Source organism: Enterobacter cloacae complex sp. GYL001 (assembly GCF_049237125.1).
GTDB classification, from domain to species: domain Bacteria; phylum Pseudomonadota; class Gammaproteobacteria; order Enterobacterales; family Enterobacteriaceae; genus Enterobacter; species Enterobacter hormaechei_C.
Genome location: NZ_JBMKGW010000007.1, coordinates 101,609 through 117,999 on the forward strand (window position 1 = coordinate 101,609; position 16,391 = coordinate 117,999).

At 53.9% G+C, this 16,391-nt stretch carries 16 protein-coding genes and 1 pseudogene; 5 read left to right on the forward strand and 12 right to left on the reverse strand.

The window, feature by feature from the left end:
• Window positions 1–78: 78 nt before the first annotated feature.
• The 7 genes from osmV to ACOTWU_RS14380 all read right to left on the reverse strand — a co-directional run bounded on the left by osmV (window position 79) and on the right by ACOTWU_RS14380 (window position 7,027).
• Complete coding sequence (gene osmV, locus ACOTWU_RS14350) at window positions 79–1,227, reverse strand: osmoprotectant ABC transporter ATP-binding protein OsmV (protein ID WP_023296526.1); 1,149 nt, start codon at window positions 1,225–1,227, stop codon at window positions 79–81.
• Complete coding sequence (osmW, locus tag ACOTWU_RS14355; protein ID WP_006808875.1) at window positions 1,227–1,874, reverse strand: osmoprotectant ABC transporter permease OsmW; 648 nt, start codon at window positions 1,872–1,874, stop codon at window positions 1,227–1,229. Before osmW ends, osmV begins: the two co-directional genes overlap by 1 nt.
• 8 nt (window positions 1,875–1,882) lie before the next feature.
• On the reverse strand, window positions 1,883–2,782 hold the full coding sequence (osmX, locus tag ACOTWU_RS14360; protein WP_045334124.1) for an osmoprotectant ABC transporter substrate-binding protein OsmX: 900 nt from the start codon (window positions 2,780–2,782) through the stop codon (window positions 1,883–1,885).
• Between the two features lie 18 nt (window positions 2,783–2,800).
• The gene (gene osmY / locus ACOTWU_RS14365) at window positions 2,801–3,511 is read right to left on the reverse strand and encodes an osmoprotectant ABC transporter permease OsmY (RefSeq protein WP_003857442.1); all 711 of its coding nucleotides are present in this window, start codon (window positions 3,509–3,511) and stop codon (window positions 2,801–2,803) included.
• A 250-nt stretch (window positions 3,512–3,761) separates the two neighbouring features.
• Window positions 3,762–4,511 (reverse strand): YoaK family protein, encoded by a 750-nt coding sequence (locus ACOTWU_RS14370; protein WP_017384553.1) that lies wholly within the window; start codon window positions 4,509–4,511, stop codon window positions 3,762–3,764.
• A gap of 146 nt (window positions 4,512–4,657) precedes the next feature.
• The gene (locus ACOTWU_RS14375; RefSeq protein WP_023303653.1) at window positions 4,658–5,842 is read right to left on the reverse strand and encodes an MFS transporter; all 1,185 of its coding nucleotides are present in this window, start codon (window positions 5,840–5,842) and stop codon (window positions 4,658–4,660) included.
• 57 nt (window positions 5,843–5,899) lie between these two features.
• On the reverse strand, window positions 5,900–7,027 hold the full coding sequence (locus ACOTWU_RS14380; RefSeq protein WP_126499289.1) for an alpha/beta hydrolase: 1,128 nt from the start codon (window positions 7,025–7,027) through the stop codon (window positions 5,900–5,902).
• 114 nt (window positions 7,028–7,141) lie between these two features.
• On the opposite strand from ACOTWU_RS14380, the gene ACOTWU_RS14385 reads away from it, so the two are divergent.
• The 3 genes from ACOTWU_RS14385 to ACOTWU_RS14395 all read left to right on the forward strand — a co-directional run bounded on the left by ACOTWU_RS14385 (window position 7,142) and on the right by ACOTWU_RS14395 (window position 9,142).
• The gene (locus tag ACOTWU_RS14385; protein ID WP_126499297.1) at window positions 7,142–8,026 is read left to right on the forward strand and encodes a LysR family transcriptional regulator; all 885 of its coding nucleotides are present in this window, start codon (window positions 7,142–7,144) and stop codon (window positions 8,024–8,026) included.
• Between the two features lie 85 nt (window positions 8,027–8,111).
• Complete coding sequence (gene catA / locus ACOTWU_RS14390; RefSeq protein ID WP_126499288.1) at window positions 8,112–8,789, forward strand: type A chloramphenicol O-acetyltransferase; 678 nt, start codon at window positions 8,112–8,114, stop codon at window positions 8,787–8,789.
• Between the two features lie 38 nt (window positions 8,790–8,827).
• Complete coding sequence (locus tag ACOTWU_RS14395; RefSeq protein ID WP_126499287.1) at window positions 8,828–9,142, forward strand: nitroreductase; 315 nt, start codon at window positions 8,828–8,830, stop codon at window positions 9,140–9,142.
• 114 nt (window positions 9,143–9,256) lie between these two features.
• Here ACOTWU_RS14395 and ACOTWU_RS14400 read toward each other — a convergent pair whose 3' ends face one another.
• The 5 genes and pseudogenes from ACOTWU_RS14400 to ACOTWU_RS14420 form a co-directional block, all read right to left on the reverse strand.
• Window positions 9,257–9,568, reverse strand: coding sequence for a YebG family protein (locus tag ACOTWU_RS14400; protein WP_032634159.1), 312 nt, complete (start codon window positions 9,566–9,568; stop codon window positions 9,257–9,259).
• Between the two features lie 109 nt (window positions 9,569–9,677).
• Entirely contained in the window at window positions 9,678–10,292 is a 615-nt protein-coding gene (gene dmsD, locus ACOTWU_RS14405; protein WP_047731124.1) for a Tat proofreading chaperone DmsD, read from the reverse strand.
• Between the two features lie 44 nt (window positions 10,293–10,336).
• Complete coding sequence (locus tag ACOTWU_RS14410) at window positions 10,337–11,191, reverse strand: dimethyl sulfoxide reductase anchor subunit family protein (protein ID WP_220719709.1); 855 nt, start codon at window positions 11,189–11,191, stop codon at window positions 10,337–10,339.
• Window position 11,192: 1 nt separating this feature from the next.
• Entirely contained in the window at window positions 11,193–11,810 is a 618-nt protein-coding gene (locus ACOTWU_RS14415) for a DMSO/selenate family reductase complex B subunit (RefSeq protein WP_017384545.1), read from the reverse strand.
• A gap of 10 nt (window positions 11,811–11,820) precedes the next feature.
• Window positions 11,821–12,855 (reverse strand): annotated as a pseudogene (locus ACOTWU_RS14420) (molybdopterin dinucleotide binding domain-containing protein); the annotation flags it as partial.
• A gap of 57 nt (window positions 12,856–12,912) precedes the next feature.
• Between ACOTWU_RS14420 and ACOTWU_RS14425 the strand changes: the two are divergent.
• Window positions 12,913–14,505: a site-specific integrase gene (locus tag ACOTWU_RS14425; protein ID WP_163311709.1), complete on the forward strand. Its 1,593-nt coding sequence runs from the start codon at window positions 12,913–12,915 to the stop codon at window positions 14,503–14,505.
• 13 nt (window positions 14,506–14,518) lie between these two features.
• Window positions 14,519–15,133, forward strand: a complete 615-nt coding sequence (locus tag ACOTWU_RS14430) for a hypothetical protein (protein WP_252049297.1) — start codon at window positions 14,519–14,521, stop codon at window positions 15,131–15,133.
• Window positions 15,134–16,391: the final 1,258 nt, after the last annotated feature.

Genomic DNA, 16,391 nt, shown 5'->3' on the forward strand with positions numbered 1-16,391 from the left:
AATATTGTGGCGGTAAATCGGGAGGTTAGCAAAAGGTATGCGTGCGGAAAAAGGCCGGGCAGTACCCGGCCTGAATGCTTAACTCTCGCTATGAATATTCAACGCCCGGCGCGTACGCCCTGAGCTCAAATACTCCGCAATATAATCCTGGGATATCTCGCCGTTATAGCGTCCGTCCTCGTCCACAATCGGCATCCAGCTGGTGTTGCTCTCATACAGGCGAGAAAGCACCACGCGCAGGTTATCCTCGGCCTTACCGGTCATGCGGAACGGATGCAGAATATCCCCGCAGCTGCCGTTGGCGTTACGCGCTTCGCGGCGCTTCACAAAGCCGAGCGGTTTGCCGTGCTCATCAACCACGGTAATGGCGCGAATATCGTTGTCATCCATGGTGGCGAAGGCCTCCGGCAGCGGCGTCGATTCGCGTACCGTAATGGTAGGCTGCTGGTCGGTGACGTCGCCCGCCGATACCAGCAGCAGGCGTTTCAACGTCCGGTCCTGGCCAACAAACGAGCCAACAAACTCATTCGCGGGTTTCGCCAGCAGCTCGTCCGGGCTGGCGCACTGCACGATACGTCCCTGACGGAAGACGGCAATACGGTCGCCCAGCTTCAGCGCTTCGTCAATATCGTGGCTCACCAGCATCACGGTCTTTTTCAGCTTGCGCTGCATCTCCAGGAACTGGTTCTGGATCACCTCACGGTTAATCGGGTCGACCGCGCCGAACGGTTCATCCATCAGCAGGACCGGAGGATCCGCTGCCAGCGCGCGGATGACGCCGATACGCTGCTGCTGACCGCCGGACATTTCGCGCGGATAGCGGTGAAGGAATTTATGCGGATCCATTGCCACCATATCCATCAGCTCCTCGGCACGGGATTTACAGCGCGCTTTGTCCCAGCCCAGCATGCGCGGCACGACGGTAATGTTCTCTTCGATGGTCATGTTCGGGAACAGGCCAATTTGCTGGATCACGTAGCCAATGTTGCGACGCAGGGTCACAGTGTCCATTCCGCTGGTGTCTTCGCCGTTAATCAGGATCGTCCCGCTGCTTGGCGTAATGAGACGGTTGATCATCTTCAGGGTAGTGGTTTTCCCGCAGCCGGACGGGCCGAGCAGCACGCACATTTCCCCTTCAGGCACGTTCAGGTTGACGTTGTCGACGGCCTTAAACGTCTGGCCGTGTTTCTGTGAAAATTGTTTGGTGAGGTTTTCCAGTTTTATCATTATCGAATCCCCTTCGGAGTCAGTACCACCTGCAAACGGTGCAGCAACCAGTCGAGCACAATCGCTAAAAGACAAATCATCAGCGCGCCCGCAATCAACATACGAATATCACTCCCGCCAATACCGTTAAGCAGCAGCAGGCCCAGCCCGCCCGCACCGATCACGGCGGCAATCGCCATGACGCCGATGTTCATCACCACGGCGGTGCGGATGCCGCCAAAAATCACCGGCAACGCCATCGGGATTTCCACCCAGCGCAGACGCTGCCAGAAGGTCATGCCGATGCCGCGTCCCGCTTCACGCAGGCCCGGCGGCAGGCTGTCGAGTGCCGTGTGGGTGTTACGCACAATCGGCAGCAGCGAATAGAGGAACACCGCCGTAATCGCGGGCAGGGCACCAATGCCCTGACCGATCAGCGAAAAGAGCGGGATCATCAGGCCGAAAAGCGCAATTGACGGGATGGTGAGCACAATGGTGGCAATCCCCAGCACCGGCGTTGCCAGCCATTTATGGCGGACAATTAAAATGCCCAGCGGCACGCCAATAATAATCGCCAGGCCCACGGCGAGCGCCACCAGCCACAGGTGTTGCAGCGTCAGGGTTAAGAGATAGTCCCAGTTGTCGAGAATATAGTGAATCGTCTCCATAGCGCCTCCTACAGCAACTGTTTGCTACGCAGGAAATCACGGGCGACCTGCTGCGGTGACTGATGGTCGATATCCACCTTCTTATTCAGTTCGGTGATAACGTCGTTATTGAGCTGGGCTGAAAGGGTGTTCAGCGCCTCCTCAAGCCCCGGATTAGCCTCCAGCGTGTCTTTCCGAACAACTGGCGTCACGGCGTAACTCGGGAAGAAGCCTTTATCGTCTTCCAGCACTTTAAGATCGAAGCCCTTTACGCGCCCGTCGGTGGTGTAGATCAGCCCCGCATCGACAAACCCGTCGCGCACCGCGTTATAGACCAGGCCCGGATCCATCTGGCGGATCTGCGGGCGGTCCAGCTCCATGTTGTAGGCCGCCTGCAACGGTTTCATCCCGTCGCTGCGCCCGGCAAATTCCAGGTCAAGGCCCAGCAGCCAGTTGTTATCCGGATCGGTTTTACGAACTTGTTCAATCTTTGCCACCATCTCAGACATGGTATTGATATGTTCAGCCTCGGCGCGCTTGCGCTGCATGGCAAAGGCATAGGTATTGTTCATATCGGCAGGTTTAAGCCACACCAGACCGTGCTTCGCATCGAGGCGTTTCACCGTCTCGTACGATTCCTGCGGCGACATGCGTTTGTTGATGTGGTTGAAGATGATCAGCGAGGTGCCGGTATACTCCCAGGTCATATCAATCTGCTTGTTGATCATCGCGTTACGGGAAATCACCGTTGCAATATTGGTCTGAGGCTGTACCTGAAACCCTTTCTTTTGCAGATACTGCACGGTCATGGCCGAGAGAATGTGCTGCTCGGTAAAGCTCTTGGTTGCCAGGATCAGCGGCGCGGCGAGCGCCTGGCTGGTGAAGAGCGCGGCGGCGCATAGCGCCGTCAGCCCGGAAAACAGTCTCATAGAAGCTCCTTGTTATAATTATCGCGCGAGATGCGGGCTCAGTAATCGGCCCAGTGCCGCCAGCAGCGTATCCAGAATCAGGGCGAACAGAGCGGTGGCCGCCGCGCCCAGGATCAGCGTCGGGAAATCATTCAGATAGATCCCCGGGAAAATCAGCTCGCCGTAGCTGCTGGCGCCAATCAGGAATGCCAGCGGTGCGGTACCGACGTTAATCGCAGTGGCAATGCGAATACCGGAAAGCATCACCGGCCACGCGTTAGGGATCTCAACCTGACGCAGGCGCTGCCATTTGGTCATGCCGATACCGTTTGCCGCTTCCAGCAACGACGCGGGAACAGAGCACAGCCCGGCATAGGTGTTACGCACAATCGGCAGCAGAGAGGCCAGAAAGAGGGCGATAATGGCCGGTTTATCACCGATGCCAATCACCACCATCGCCAGCGCCAGAACGGCCAGTGGCGGCAGGGTGTTGCCCACGTTAAAGATTTGCATCACATATTCGGCGATACCACGCGCGGCCGGACGGCTCAGCAGAATACCGCTTGGAATGCCCACCAGCAGGGCAAAGAACATGGATGAAAAGACCAGAATCAGGTGCTGTTGCCCGAGGTAAATCAGGTCAACCTGGCGCGCCTTAATCGTTTCCAATCCTATTCCCCAGGTGAGGAGAGCGAGAACCACGATAATCGCGCCGACAAAAAGCAGCGAACGTTTAAGTAATGGGTGCATTGCGGTGTGTCTCCCTGTGCGCATGCGTTATAGCAACCACCGGTTGCCTGTTGTTATGCCATGTTTCGGCAGGGGTACTTCACCTATAGCAAGCGAAACGGAAGGGTTCCAGCGAAGGGGGTAAATCAGTAACCCTATGAAATTAGTGACAACCTGAGTGAAGCCTTATGGCATAAGGGCTGTCAGTGGGCAGGCAGAATAGTCTTAAAGAAGTACGCCTTACGTGACAACGTCACATAAAGCGTGCTGATTATACTTGTCGACTGAGCGCGGCGCGCACCTTGCGTACGCGCCACGAGATGCGGACGATAGAGAAGGCGGCGACGATTACCAGCAACAGGCCCAGCGCCAGCATCGCGTGGAATCCAAACTCTCTGAACAGGATCAGCCCCGCGATCCCGCCGCTGATAAAGGAGAAAAGGGTAGTTAAATGGGTTTTGAGCTGACTCTTTTGCGCGGCCGTATCTTTGGAGTAATCCCGGCGCAGCATGGCGACCATAACGGAGGCCAGCGAAATGCCCGCATCGGTCAGCGTGCCGGTGATGTGCGTGGATCTCACCCGACCGCCGGATAGTTGAGTGGAGGTGGAATTATGAATTCCCATCAACCCGCACAGGAAAATAATAATCTCCTGATTCGTGGCGAAGGAGTGAAAATACATTTCGTACAGGGATACCCCGGCCAGTAATAGCCCTTCAACAAACAGAACCTGGCTGAATACCAGCCTGACGTTATGGATAATCCCCCAGATAACAATAATCCGCGCAGCGATGGCGCCTGAGACAAACGAAAGAATAATAGCGCCAAAGAAAAGAATATCGCTGAGATCGGTGGAGGAAACTTCGCTGGATAGCTGCGAGGTATTGCCCGTCATATGCGAGGGAAAAAAACCGAACGCGCCCAGCGCAATGGCATTCAGCAGTCCCGCGGAGGTCGCCAGCCAGAGGGCAAGACGACGATCCTCCTGATGCGTTCGTTCTTTCTTTAATTTAATCAGCAAAGAATACCTCCGGTTTGAGCTTTGCCTGAACGCTCAAGCTAACAAAGCGATGTCGCTGGCTGACCAGGATATTGCTTAATTATTATTTCAATGGGAGGTGAGCGAGGTTTTGTAATTAAATAAAACAACCCTGTTAATATAATGCCTTATTTCCGATGGCGCGACGTCGTAAAAGTCAACACCCCTGCACTCAGGAGTAATATGCTGCTTAAAGCGAAGGTGCTCTGCCAGCCAAAGGTATCAAACACCACGCCACCCGCCGTTGAGCCAAGCGCAATAGAGAGTTGGATCACCGCGACCATTAGCCCGCCGCCAGCCTCGGCATCTTCCGGTAACGTACGGGCTATCCACGTCCACCAGCCGGTGGGGGCCGCAGTTGCCAGCATTCCCCAGAAACCTAACAGCAGGGCCACGATCCACAGGCTGTCACCGGTGAGCATTAATACCCCTGCAATCAGCGTCATAAGCAGCGGTATGGCCATTAAGGTGAGGTAAAACGCGGCATTCAGGGCCAGCGCGACGATCAGCGTGCCGATGAAACCTGCGATACCGATAGTGAGCAGGATCAGCGATAAGGCGGAAGGACTGACGTGGGTGACGGTTTCGAGGAAGGGGCGCACATAGGTAAATAACGCAAACTGTCCCATGAAGAACAGGCCGCACGCCATCAGACCCATCGAAACCGCAGGCTGGTGGAGCAGGCGAAATAGGCTTTTACGTGGCGACGGACCCTGGTTCCCGCCCATGTTGGGCAGGCTAAAATATTGCCAGATGAACGCCACAATCGCCACGGGAACCAGGCACAGAAACGCGCCGCGCCAGCCAATGGTCGAGCCGAGATAACTGCCCAGCGGGGCGGCGACCACCGTCGCCAGCGCGTTGCCGCCGTTGAAAATTGCCAGCGCACGAGAGACCTGATGCTGAGGCACCAGCCGAATGGCGGTGGCAGCAGACATCGACCAGAAACCGCCAATGGCGATGCCGATCAACGCCCGGCCTGCCATATACATCAGAGCATTCGGGGCGAAGGCGATAATGATCCCTGACAGCGCCATCAGGACGGTCATGCCTGAAAGAAGATGTTTGCGATTCATATTCCCGGCAAGCCGGGAAAGAAAAAGGCTGGTCAGGACAGCCAGCGCACCAGAGAGGGCGATCCCCTGGCCAGCCGTCCCCTCTGTCACCCCTAAATCTCTGGCGAGGGGCGTGAGCAGACTGACGGGCATAAATTCCGAGGCAATGAGGACAAAAACGCACAGGGTCATGGCAAAAATACCGCCCCAGTGTGCACGCTCAGCATCACGGGATGAGGTTTGATTCAGTGTGGACATAGGTGTAATTCACGGCGAAGAGAAGATAAGCCCCCTGATTGCCGGGGGCTCAGAGAATTAATCCAGACTGGTTTTGAAAAACTGCCCGAACTGCGCGAACGGGATTTTCCCTGCGACGTTATCGTAGAGATCAACGTGATTCGCACCGGGAACAATCACCAGTTCTTTCTGTTTGCTGCCGACAGCTTTAAACGCATCTTCCGCAAAATAACGTGAGTGCGCGTTTTCACCGGTCACAATCAGCGTTGGGATGGTGATCTCCCCGGCATAGCTCAGCAGCGGCATATTCATAAAGGACAACGGCATGGTCGCGGTCCATGCGCCGGTGGAGTTTACGGAACGGGCATGGAAGCCGCGCGGCATACGGTAGTAATCATAGAACTCTTTCAGTACCGGATGCGGATCGGCGGGCAATGCTTCCGGCAGAATACGCCCGGCCGCCGTTACCTTACCGTTTTCATCGACATAAATATCGTGGCCGCCATGGGCGAAGGTGCCGCTTTCAGCATCTTTCCAGCGTTGCGCGTTCAGATACTGCAACACGGCCCGGCGATCGGCCGCTGAATAACGATCTTTCCCGTCGCCCACGCCGTGACCCATCGCACGGCTCATATCGTACATTACGCTGGTGGCGACCGCCTTCACGCGGGTATCCATGGATGCCGCGTTCAGCGCCATACCGCCCCAGCCGCAGATCCCGAGAATGCCGATACGGTTACGGTCGACTTCTTTCTGTAATCCGAGGAAATCCACTGCGGCGCTAAAGTCTTCGGTGTTGATATCAGGGGAGGCAACGTTACGCGGCTGGCCGCCGCTTTCACCCGTGTAGGATGGGTCGAAGGCCAGGGTCACGAACCCCTGTTCAGCCAGAGTCTGGGCGTAAAGACCGCTGGATTGTTCTTTAACCGCACCGAATGGTCCACTGACGGCAATCGCCGCCAGCTTCTGGTCGCCGCTGTTCCTGGGAATGTACAGATCGCCCACCAGGGTGATCCCGTATCGGTTCTCAAACGTCACCTTGCGGTGGTCGACTTTATCGCTCTCGGCGAAGGTCTTATCCCAGGTTGTCACCATCGAAACGGGGGCGGCAGGATTTCGTGTTTCTGCATAACTCATTGTTGTTACTCCACTTAATGATGCGCACAGCAGCAGCGCAACGGACAGTTTTTGGGTGAATGTTTGCATAAGAGGTACCGTGTGTTGTTGTAATGCGGTCATTATAGTTAGCAGAAATAGTGCTGATTAGAGGCCAAAAGCTGCTAGGATTAATATCATATTGTTATGAATTGATGAGGCATGATGGCGAAGCGGGAAAACTACAATGAGCTGTATCTGTTTATCCAGGTGGTGCGGGAGGGAAGTTTCACGGCAGCCGCGCAACGGCTCGGGCTGGCACAATCCGGGATCAGCCGATCAGTTCGCGAGCTGGAAGAGCGGCTGGGCGTTCAGCTTCTGGTGCGTACCACGCGCAAACTGTCGCTGACCCATGCCGGGGAGCAACTTTACCAGACCGCTGGTTCAGCCTTTGATGCGCTCGATACCGGGCTGACCAGACTCGCGCATTACCGCCAGACGCCGTCCGGCACGGTGCGCATTAATGCCAGCCAGCACGCCATCGAAAAATGCCTGCTGCCAAAGCTCGCTATCTTCAAACAGCGTTACCCGGATATCCGTCTGGAATTGATCAATGAGAGCCGGTTCGTGGATATCATTGCCGAGCGATTCGACGCGGGCGTCCGGCTGGGACCGGAGGTGGGACAAGGAATGATTGCCGTGCGCATCACGCCCGATATGGAGATGGCTGTGGTTGCCGCTCCGGCGCATTTTCGGCGCTATGGTTTCCCGCAGACGCCCGCCGATCTGGATGCTCATCCCTGCATTGCCTACCAGTTTGCCGACGCTAACCACTATCAATGGGAGCTTGTTCATGACGGGAAGCATATTACTCACCGCCCGGAGGGGCAATGGGCCTTTTCCGACAGCTACATGGAGGCCGAAGCGGCCCGGCTGGGACTCGGGCTGGCCTATGTCCCGGTTGAGCTGGTGGCTGACGATCTGGAGCGTGGCACGCTTATACGCGTCTTACGGCGCTACAGCCTGCGGATGGACGGACTGTACCTCTATTATCCACACCGCAACGTGTCCCCGGCGCTGAGAGCGGTGATTGATACGCTGAAAATTTAGGGTGCCCCTACGCTACGGTCTATACAGCCCATACGTTTGTGATACGCTACTATTTTATATAGCGCAGCTCAACTAAGGCTATGAAATGACAAAAATAACGCCAGAATATACGGTAGTTGACTTATCACGTTGGGCAAGAAAGGAACACTTTGAAGTATTTCAGGGCTTTGCTCAATCTACATTTAACCAAACGGTTCAGCTGGACATTACCGTGCTGCTAAAGCATATCAAAGAGGTTGGCTGGAAATTTTATCCTGCGATTATTTCCCTTATTTCTCACGTCGTAAACCGGCATCCGGAATTCCGGATGGCCATGAAGGATGATGAGCTTGTAATATGGAATGAGGTTCATCCAAGCTATACTCTTTTCCATAAAGAAACGGAGACATTTTCATCGTTGTGGAGTCATTACGATGGAAATATTCACCATTTTCAGCGCGTTTATGCAGAAGATGTCGCCCGCTATGGCAATATCCTTGCTTACTGGCCTAAGGAAGAGTCCCGGGAAAATATATTTTTCATCTCGGATATCCCGTGGGTCAGCTTTAGCAGTTTCAACGTCAACGTCGCTAACATGCGGAATTTTTTTGCGCCCATGTTCACGTTTGGAAAATACTATAACCAGGATGGAAGAGTCTTGTTGCCATTCGCTGTTCAGGTCCACCATTCTGTTTGTGATGGCTTCCATGTGGCAAGGCTGATCAACGAGTTACAAGAGTTGTGTGATAATCTACCGCACCATTCAGAGGCGCCCAACGTGTGATTCACGTGTTTTTAACATACGCCTGACGAGGGGAAATAATGGAACCGAATTTTACGCCAGAACAGATTGAAATGATTAACCGCATTGTTTTCGAGCAGATCGAGACCATGCATGAGAAAGTGGCTGAAATAATCGCAGATACAGAGACGGTGGCGCATCAGCGCCTGAAGGATAACGGGATCACTATGACAGATTTCTATCCTGCGAATAAAAATTTCCTGATGATGACCCTTGTACAGGATCTGATAGATAAAGTGCACGGGGGCGATAAGGGCCTGGCCAAAACAATGATAACCATGGAAGCAAAAAGGCTGAATATCAGCGTAAACGTTGAGGCGGACAAATCAAGATAACAGGACGTAAATTTACGGTTACGGTTGATGAATATAAGGTTCAGCCGACCATAATAAAGCCGCGAGCCGTTTTCGGCCCGCGGCAGCAGGACAGGTGATGAGATGTTCTGACGATCAGGCGGCTTTGACGGCCCGGATTTTTTTGCTGCTATCCGCATCTGATGCTGTTTTATCCGTTGCAGCATTGAGCTCAGGAAGCTTGCTGGTACGCAGGATATGCTGCACGGACTCTTTCTGCTCGGCGAGATAAAGACCAAGGTTCTCCGCCTGCGTTTCATCCATCTGCATTCCGCTTTGCAACAGCCAGTCGGTGAACGCTTCTGCCATATCGAGCAGTTTGTCGTGAGCGTCAGCCTCTTTCTTACTGGCAAATGTCATTTTCTCTTCACCTTTTCTTACGACAACAAATTTTGTTTCAACAGCCATTGTGCACCCCTGTATACTGTAATTATATACAGTATAGCAGTTGTGACGTTGTGTTGCAGCAAAAATGTGCGAACCTGGCCTGCACAACGGGTGGACAAGCCAGGCGCTGTTATCGGTACAGCGTTTTTTCGGCAATCGGGATCAGCAAAGTAGACTGCCATTCCGCCAGCGTCAGCTGGGCAAGTTTACCCAGCGCGGTGTAGAACGGATGGGCCGCGTTTTCAACGAATACGCTCAGGAAACGCGTGCTCCATGGCAGCAGATGCCAGGCAAGAAGCTGGTCGCGTTCTGTTTCGCGACCGTTCTCGGCAAGCCATGCCGCCAGCATCAGCAACGTTCCGAAATGATCTTCGGGCTCATTCTGCTGCATCTCAAAGGCGATATGGTTTTCACGCATCCACTGACGCAACGCGAGGGTCGAATCGCCAAACAGCACGGACTCGCGATCAAGCCAGACCGAGCCCCACGGGGGGGCGGGCAGGGCATACGGGCCAATAAACAGACGCTGCCAGGCGTCTTTCAACGCTTCATCCGATGGGGTCTTAAACATACTGGCGACAGGCAGCAGATTTTCCTCCGCCAGCGGCCAGTCCTGAACCCAGTCACCTGCGGTCAGGGCACTCACCAGCGGCGCGGTCTGCTCGCTGTCTGGGGCGAAATAAAACAGCGCGCCCAGTACCCGGGCGCTGAACGCGAACGATTCGCGGTGTGAGACTTCATTCATTACAACTTTCCTTACTTGCGCGCGGGTAGCCCCGCGCACCTGTGTTAACCTGCAATTGCTAACCCTGCGGTCATATGCAGACCATAAAATAGCCCACGGCCAATCAGTTCACCTAGCGCCACCAGCACGACACCTGCAAACAGGCCGAGCGTTTTTGGCTCCTGACGACGAATCAGCGGGCAGAGCCAGCAGCCTAAACCCGCCGCCAGCAGCGCGATGCGCCATACCTGAAGCGAACCATAATCCGGAAGCAGGGCGTTAGCCTGCTGGATGGAACTCTGTATCGTCCCCAGCGTATTGCTTTGCAACACGACGACCGCCACGCAGACGATAAGTGCCAGTACGCTGACAGACGCGGCAAGAGTACCTTTGAATGTCACGTTTGCCACGCGCAGCAGCAGCGCGGCCAGCAGAGGACCAGCAAGCACCATCGTCAGGAAGAAGCTCAGCGTGGTGTAACCCGTATACCAGGTCGGGACAATCTCAATCTGATAGACCCGGGTCATCGCCCAGACGAAAACGATGCCCAAGAGCTGGCTGACAACCAGCCAGATTTTGCCCAAAGCTGGGGGCATTTTACCGATAACCGACACCAGCCACCAGAAACCGCCCACGGCAAAGAAGATCGAACCCGCCGCGATCTCATTACTCAGCGCTGACGCGCCCACGCGGTTAAGCGAGTTGAAGGCACGCAGCGGAGAGCCAAGATGCAGTACCGAGGCCATAAACCCAATACCCATTACCAGCCAGAGAAAAAACAGGCTGCGCACGATGCGCATTCTGGCCTTGTCATCATTTTCCTTAAGCCAGACGAAGCCCATCACGATTAACGCGCCGGCCACGCACTGCCCGAAAACGGTGAAGATCACCAGCGGCCATTCATGCCATCCACTTCCCATCTCACACCTCCTTCGGGTTTGCCAGGTAGCCGGTGGTGTCACCCGTCGGACGGCTGTTGGCGTTAGGTTTAATCACAATACTCGGCTTCGTGAAGTGCGCAGACGGCAGCGGCGCGACGGCAGCAAGCTGACCGTGTTTTTTGCGCAGCTCCTCAATCGGGCCAAAGTCCAGCGCGCGCAGCGGGCAGGACTCGACGCAGATGGGCTTTTTGCCGTCGGCCACCCGGCTGTGGCAGCCGTCGCACTTGGTCATGTGGCCTTTGGCGGCATTGTACTGCGGCGCGCCGTACGGGCAGGCCATGTGGCAGTAACGACAGCCGATGCAGACATCCTCGTCTACCACCACAAAACCGTCGTCGCGCTTGTGCATCGCCCCGCTCGGGCAGACCTTGGTGCAGGCCGGATCTTCGCAGTGGTTGCAGGCAATCGACAGGTAATAGGCGAAGACATTCTGATGCCAGACGCCGTTATCCTCCTGCCAGTCGCCGCCCGCGTATTCATAAATTCGCCGGAAGCTGACGTCCGGGGTCAGGTCTTTGTAATCCTTGCAGGCCAGCTCGCAGGTTTTGCACCCGGTGCAGCGGCTGGAATCAATAAAAAATCCATACTGAGTTGTCATCGGTTAATCCTTATGCCTTCTCGATCTGCACCAGGTTCGTGTGCTGCGGGTTGCCTTTCGCCAGCGGTGACGGGCGGTGCGTGGTCAGGGTATTGATGCAGGAGCCGTGATCGACACGATCGCCGCTCATGTTGGCGTCATGCCAGGCGCCCTGGCCCATCGCGCTTACGCCGGGCATGATGCGTGGGGTGACTTTCGCGGCAATACGCACTTCGCCGCGGTCGTTGAAGACGCGCACCATATCCCCGTTTTTGATACCACGTTGCTCCGCATCCACAGGGTTAAGCCACACCTCCTGGCGACAGGCGGCCTGGAGCACATCCACGTTGCCGTAGCTGGAGTGGGTACGGGCTTTAAAGTGGAAACCGAACAGTTGCAGCGGGAATTTGCTGCGCTCGGGCGCGTCCCAGCCTTCAAAGGTTGAGGTATAGACCGGCAGCGGGGTGATGGTTTCGTCTTTTTGCAGTTCCCAGGTTGCCGCAATATCCGCCAGCTTGCTGGAGTAGATCTCGATTTTGCCCGACGGGGTTTTCAGCGGATTGGCATCCGGATCGTCACGGAATTTTTTATAGGCCACAAAATGTCCGTTAGGATCTTTGCGCTTATAAATACCCATTTTTTTCAGCGCATCGTAGGATGGCAGCAGCGGATCTTTGGCGACCATTTTGGCGTACAGGTAGCGCAGCCACTGCTCCTGCGTACGGCCTTCGGTGAATTTCTGATGGATATCCGGTCCGAGGCGTTTCGCCACTTCACTCATGATCCAGTAGATGGGCTTGCGCTCGAACTTCGGGGCGGTAACCGGCTGGAGAAAAATCAGGTATCCCATGTTGCCGGCGTAATCGTTGGGGATGATATCTTCCTGCTCGACGGTCATCAGGTCCGGCAGAACAATATCGGCATACTTCGCGGACGAGGTCATAAAGTTGTCGATGACGACGATCGTTTCGCACTTGCTCTCATCCTGCAAAATGTCGTGAGTTTTGTTGATATCGGAGTGCTGGTTGATGATGGTATTACCCGCGTAGTTCCAGATGGACTCCACTGTCAGACGGATGGACGGACTTGAAGTAGTTGACTCAACGCTACTTAAGGTCCTGATATGACTGACATTAACCATGACAACACTGTATATTCATCCAGTTCTTTCTCTGGGTCTCCCTATCTGTATGGGCAAGTCTACACCCCAAGTCCTGACACAAGGCTGACACAAATCAATCTACTCGGCGTAGCTAAGCCTCAGTTAGTCCGTAGAGCCAATGGTCGATATACTATCCGCTTCAGACTCAAGGGACAGACCACACCGTTTCTTTCAGTATCGACCCGCAGCACAGACAGGAGAGTAGCCACAATGCGTCAGAGAGAGCTTGCAGCCACAGCTAAGGCCTTCATGTTGGATAGACCTGAAGTCTCGCTACAGGAGCTTACAGAGCACCTCCGGTCTATGGCTGAGCAGTTCCTGACAGACGCTAGTGACGATTACTGGAATGGACTTGAGGTCGCTACTTTGGTGGACGAGAAGTCCAACCTGAAGGAGCTAGCCGCTACGCAAGCCTTAAGTCTGGACCAGCAGAAGGGCATAAGGTTAGCGCTTGAAGTCCTGACCGCAGCACAGCAGAGGGTAGACACTGGTGATACCTCTGGTCTGATTAAGCTGATTGATGATAATAACCATACTGATTACTCAACTATAGGCGACTCTACGTCAATTCTGAAGAATGAGCAGGGGGATAGACCAGTAGTTTTCACACAGGAGCGCCAACCTGAGGTCACTATCTGTAGTTTTTCTGAGCTAGTGTCCTCGCTGCTGGCTGAGAAGGTCCAGACCCTGAAGTCCTCCAGCTACAAGGACCTCTCGTCCTCACTAAATACTGTCTCCCGGTTCCTGCCTGAAGACATGGACCTGATGTCTCGCTCTGAGTGGCTGGCTGTCAGGGACGCTATGCTGGCTTCTGAGGTGAGACCGTCGACGATTAACAAGCTGCTGACTAAGGCGAAGATGTGTCTGGACTATGGCCTGATGAATGGGCAACTTGAGGGCCGCAACCCGATTGAGCGCATGAAGTTAACTAAGGATGTAGACTCCAAGCGTAGAGCATTCACTGACGAGGAGCTGGAGAGACTTCTTGTCCGGGTAGAGGCTGAGTATCAGTTCACGCGACACACCGCTCACACGACCTCTGAGGCTCGCAGATGGGCGACTCTGGTATCTGTGGTCACTGGAGCTAGGTCTGCTGAGGTCTGCCACCTGATTAAACGTGACATTGTAACGATTGATAAGATGGTCTGTATCGACATCAATGAAGATGGGGACGGGAAGTCCGTAAAGAACAAGCATTCAGTCCGACTTGTACCGCTAACCGATGGCGCTTATGGGTTTGACCTGACGTCCTTTCTGTCGTGGGTAGACGCTCAGCCTGATGATGGTCCTCTCTTCGGGATGACACCGAGCGCCTACTCTAGCTGGTTTAACTCTCGGGTCCTGACTGAGGCCCTGCCAGACGCCGATAACGTCTCGCTTCATAGTCTGAGGCATTGGCTGGCGACCCGTATGAAAGAGCGTGGTGTCAATCTGGTGGACGCTCAGGGCATCTTAGGTCATAGCTCGCAGTCAATCACTTACGACCTGTACGGGAAGGGGCACGCGGTTGGACGTCTGGCTGATGCGCTAAATCTGGCACTGGTAGGGATGTGAGTGGAGAATCGTAATGGTTAAAGAGTTTAAAGTTAAAGTCCGTAAAGAAAATAAGCCGTCATATGAATGTATGATTACTGCTGAAACCTGTTTGGGGTTAGCAGGTCTGGCGACCGAGGAGTGGGAGCGTGAGCACCATTATCGTACAGGTATCATATTCACTGCCTTTGCTATTGAGGCTATGTTCATCTTCTATAGAAAACAGGTTGACCCCGGTTACGATAAGACGAAACCAGAGTGCAGAAAGACAATGCACAAGAAAACGTTAAAATTGTGCGGCTTTACTAATTATATGGGGACAAAACCTTATCAAATTATCAAAGAGTGTCTTGAGGTAAGAGATGCAATTGCTCACGGCGATTCGTACACTTCCAGCTTTAATTTCTCAGCGGATCATTTGGATAACCAAGACGATATTGCAAGAGGTGTCTTGGCGGTAAACTCCGAACAATTCCGGGGATTAACTGCCGACCTCCTTAAGAAATACATTGAGATGGCAAAGCATATTGACCATGAGATTTATGATAACGGTTACAGGCCTTCTGAAGAGGACCTCCCGGCAGCCGAGCGTAGAAACCTGATGTTAGCTTTCGGGGTCAGTGGGGTGTCAATGTGGCCTAGCGTCTGAACGTAGGGGCTTAACTAGCATTTTAAGGATAGATATGGTTCTGCGAAATATTATAATTGATATAGTTTACAAGGGTTACAATTAGCGGGCATTATACCCTCACTATAGGGAAGGGGACTAAACTATCACTATAGGGGACCCCTAGCCCTCGACCCATACACACATTCATTAAGTCTCAGGCTTCCGGTAGCGGACCGATTGGAAACCATCCGCGCACGCCTAGTGTTAAATCACCTTGCGCCTGAGACCATTCTCTTTAACGTAGGTTATCTTCCCTTTTGACAGGCGGGGAGCAGAAGACCGCATCCGACTTTAAGTTGGCTCTGCGATAATCGCTGCGCGGATAACTGAAGAACCAAGACATCATTGCTGAGGTCTGCCATCCATTGAGGACAGGCGGAAACTCAAAGAGGTTAGACCAGTGGTGTCTGAGGTTTGGGCTTTGAGTCCTGACCAGCAGGCTGGAGGAGACCATGAGTTTATCTTGTTATGGATTGTGTTATCACAATTCCCATAAGAAGAACTTTAAGTCCAGCCAGCCAAAGTAAACATGGTCGCAAATCTTATACCCTCACTATAGGGACCATGCATTCCGCCTCCGGTCTTGATGCGTCAAGTTATGCGGAAGCTCTCCCGACATTAAGTCTTTCTCAGAAGACATCCCAAGGCAAGACAGCCTCTGTCAGACCTCCTGTATCGACCTCCAGCTCGTTAGCGTTCTTCAGTCATCTCATTGGCTTAAGTCTATCACCGCTCACCATCTGGGGTCCTTACAGCTCGTCCTGACATGCGGTCTCACCTTTATATGTACATGTAGAGACACCGGGTCACTCCAGACACCAGATGCAAAACTTTGCAACCGAACGGAAAACTTTCCTACCGTCTGGTAGTGGACTTGACGCGCTCAAAACTGAGCTGGTTGGCGAGGAAGTCTCCCTCCGAGTGGAGGACCAAAGACGCTAAGCGATTCTCTACCGTCCCGCAAAAAATGCGGGCCGTGAAGACAGGGCGTTACCGCTCAAAACTGAGCAGTCACCACCACCACCATCATCTCTGGTCTTCACACGACCTCATCATCACCTCAAGTCTTTCTGTATGTCTCCTGTTGCCTGTGAGTCTCCCTATCGTTGGGGGCTTGAGTAGGCTCTCAGGGTGTGACTTCAAGAGGCATAACAAAAGGAGTACAACGATATGTCAAACCTTAACGCTAACCACATCATCTACATCGACGGTCAACCATTCAAAGCGAATGAGGACG

Coding starts and splice junctions, on each gene's coding strand:
- osmV (WP_023296526.1), bottom strand. CDS start 1,227: ATGATAAAACTGGAAAACCTCACCAAACAATTTTCACAGAAACACGGC.
- osmW (WP_006808875.1), bottom strand. CDS start 1,874: ATGGAGACGATTCACTATATTCTCGACAACTGGGACTATCTCTTAACC.
- osmX (WP_045334124.1), bottom strand. CDS start 2,782: ATGAGACTGTTTTCCGGGCTGACGGCGCTATGCGCCGCCGCGCTCTTC.
- osmY (WP_003857442.1), bottom strand. CDS start 3,511: ATGCACCCATTACTTAAACGTTCGCTGCTTTTTGTCGGCGCGATTATC.
- ACOTWU_RS14375 (WP_023303653.1), bottom strand. CDS start 5,842: ATGTCCACACTGAATCAAACCTCATCCCGTGATGCTGAGCGTGCACAC.
- ACOTWU_RS14380 (WP_126499289.1), bottom strand. CDS start 7,027: ATGCAAACATTCACCCAAAAACTGTCCGTTGCGCTGCTGCTGTGCGCA.
- ACOTWU_RS14385 (WP_126499297.1), top strand. CDS start 7,142: ATGGCGAAGCGGGAAAACTACAATGAGCTGTATCTGTTTATCCAGGTG.
- catA (WP_126499288.1), top strand. CDS start 8,112: ATGACAAAAATAACGCCAGAATATACGGTAGTTGACTTATCACGTTGG.
- ACOTWU_RS14395 (WP_126499287.1), top strand. CDS start 8,828: ATGGAACCGAATTTTACGCCAGAACAGATTGAAATGATTAACCGCATT.
- ACOTWU_RS14400 (WP_032634159.1), bottom strand. CDS start 9,568: ATGGCTGTTGAAACAAAATTTGTTGTCGTAAGAAAAGGTGAAGAGAAA.
- dmsD (WP_047731124.1), bottom strand. CDS start 10,292: ATGAATGAAGTCTCACACCGCGAATCGTTCGCGTTCAGCGCCCGGGTA.
- ACOTWU_RS14410 (WP_220719709.1), bottom strand. CDS start 11,191: ATGGGAAGTGGATGGCATGAATGGCCGCTGGTGATCTTCACCGTTTTC.
- ACOTWU_RS14415 (WP_017384545.1), bottom strand. CDS start 11,810: ATGACAACTCAGTATGGATTTTTTATTGATTCCAGCCGCTGCACCGGG.
- ACOTWU_RS14425 (WP_163311709.1), top strand. CDS start 12,913: ATGACTGACATTAACCATGACAACACTGTATATTCATCCAGTTCTTTC.
- ACOTWU_RS14430 (WP_252049297.1), top strand. CDS start 14,519: ATGGTTAAAGAGTTTAAAGTTAAAGTCCGTAAAGAAAATAAGCCGTCA.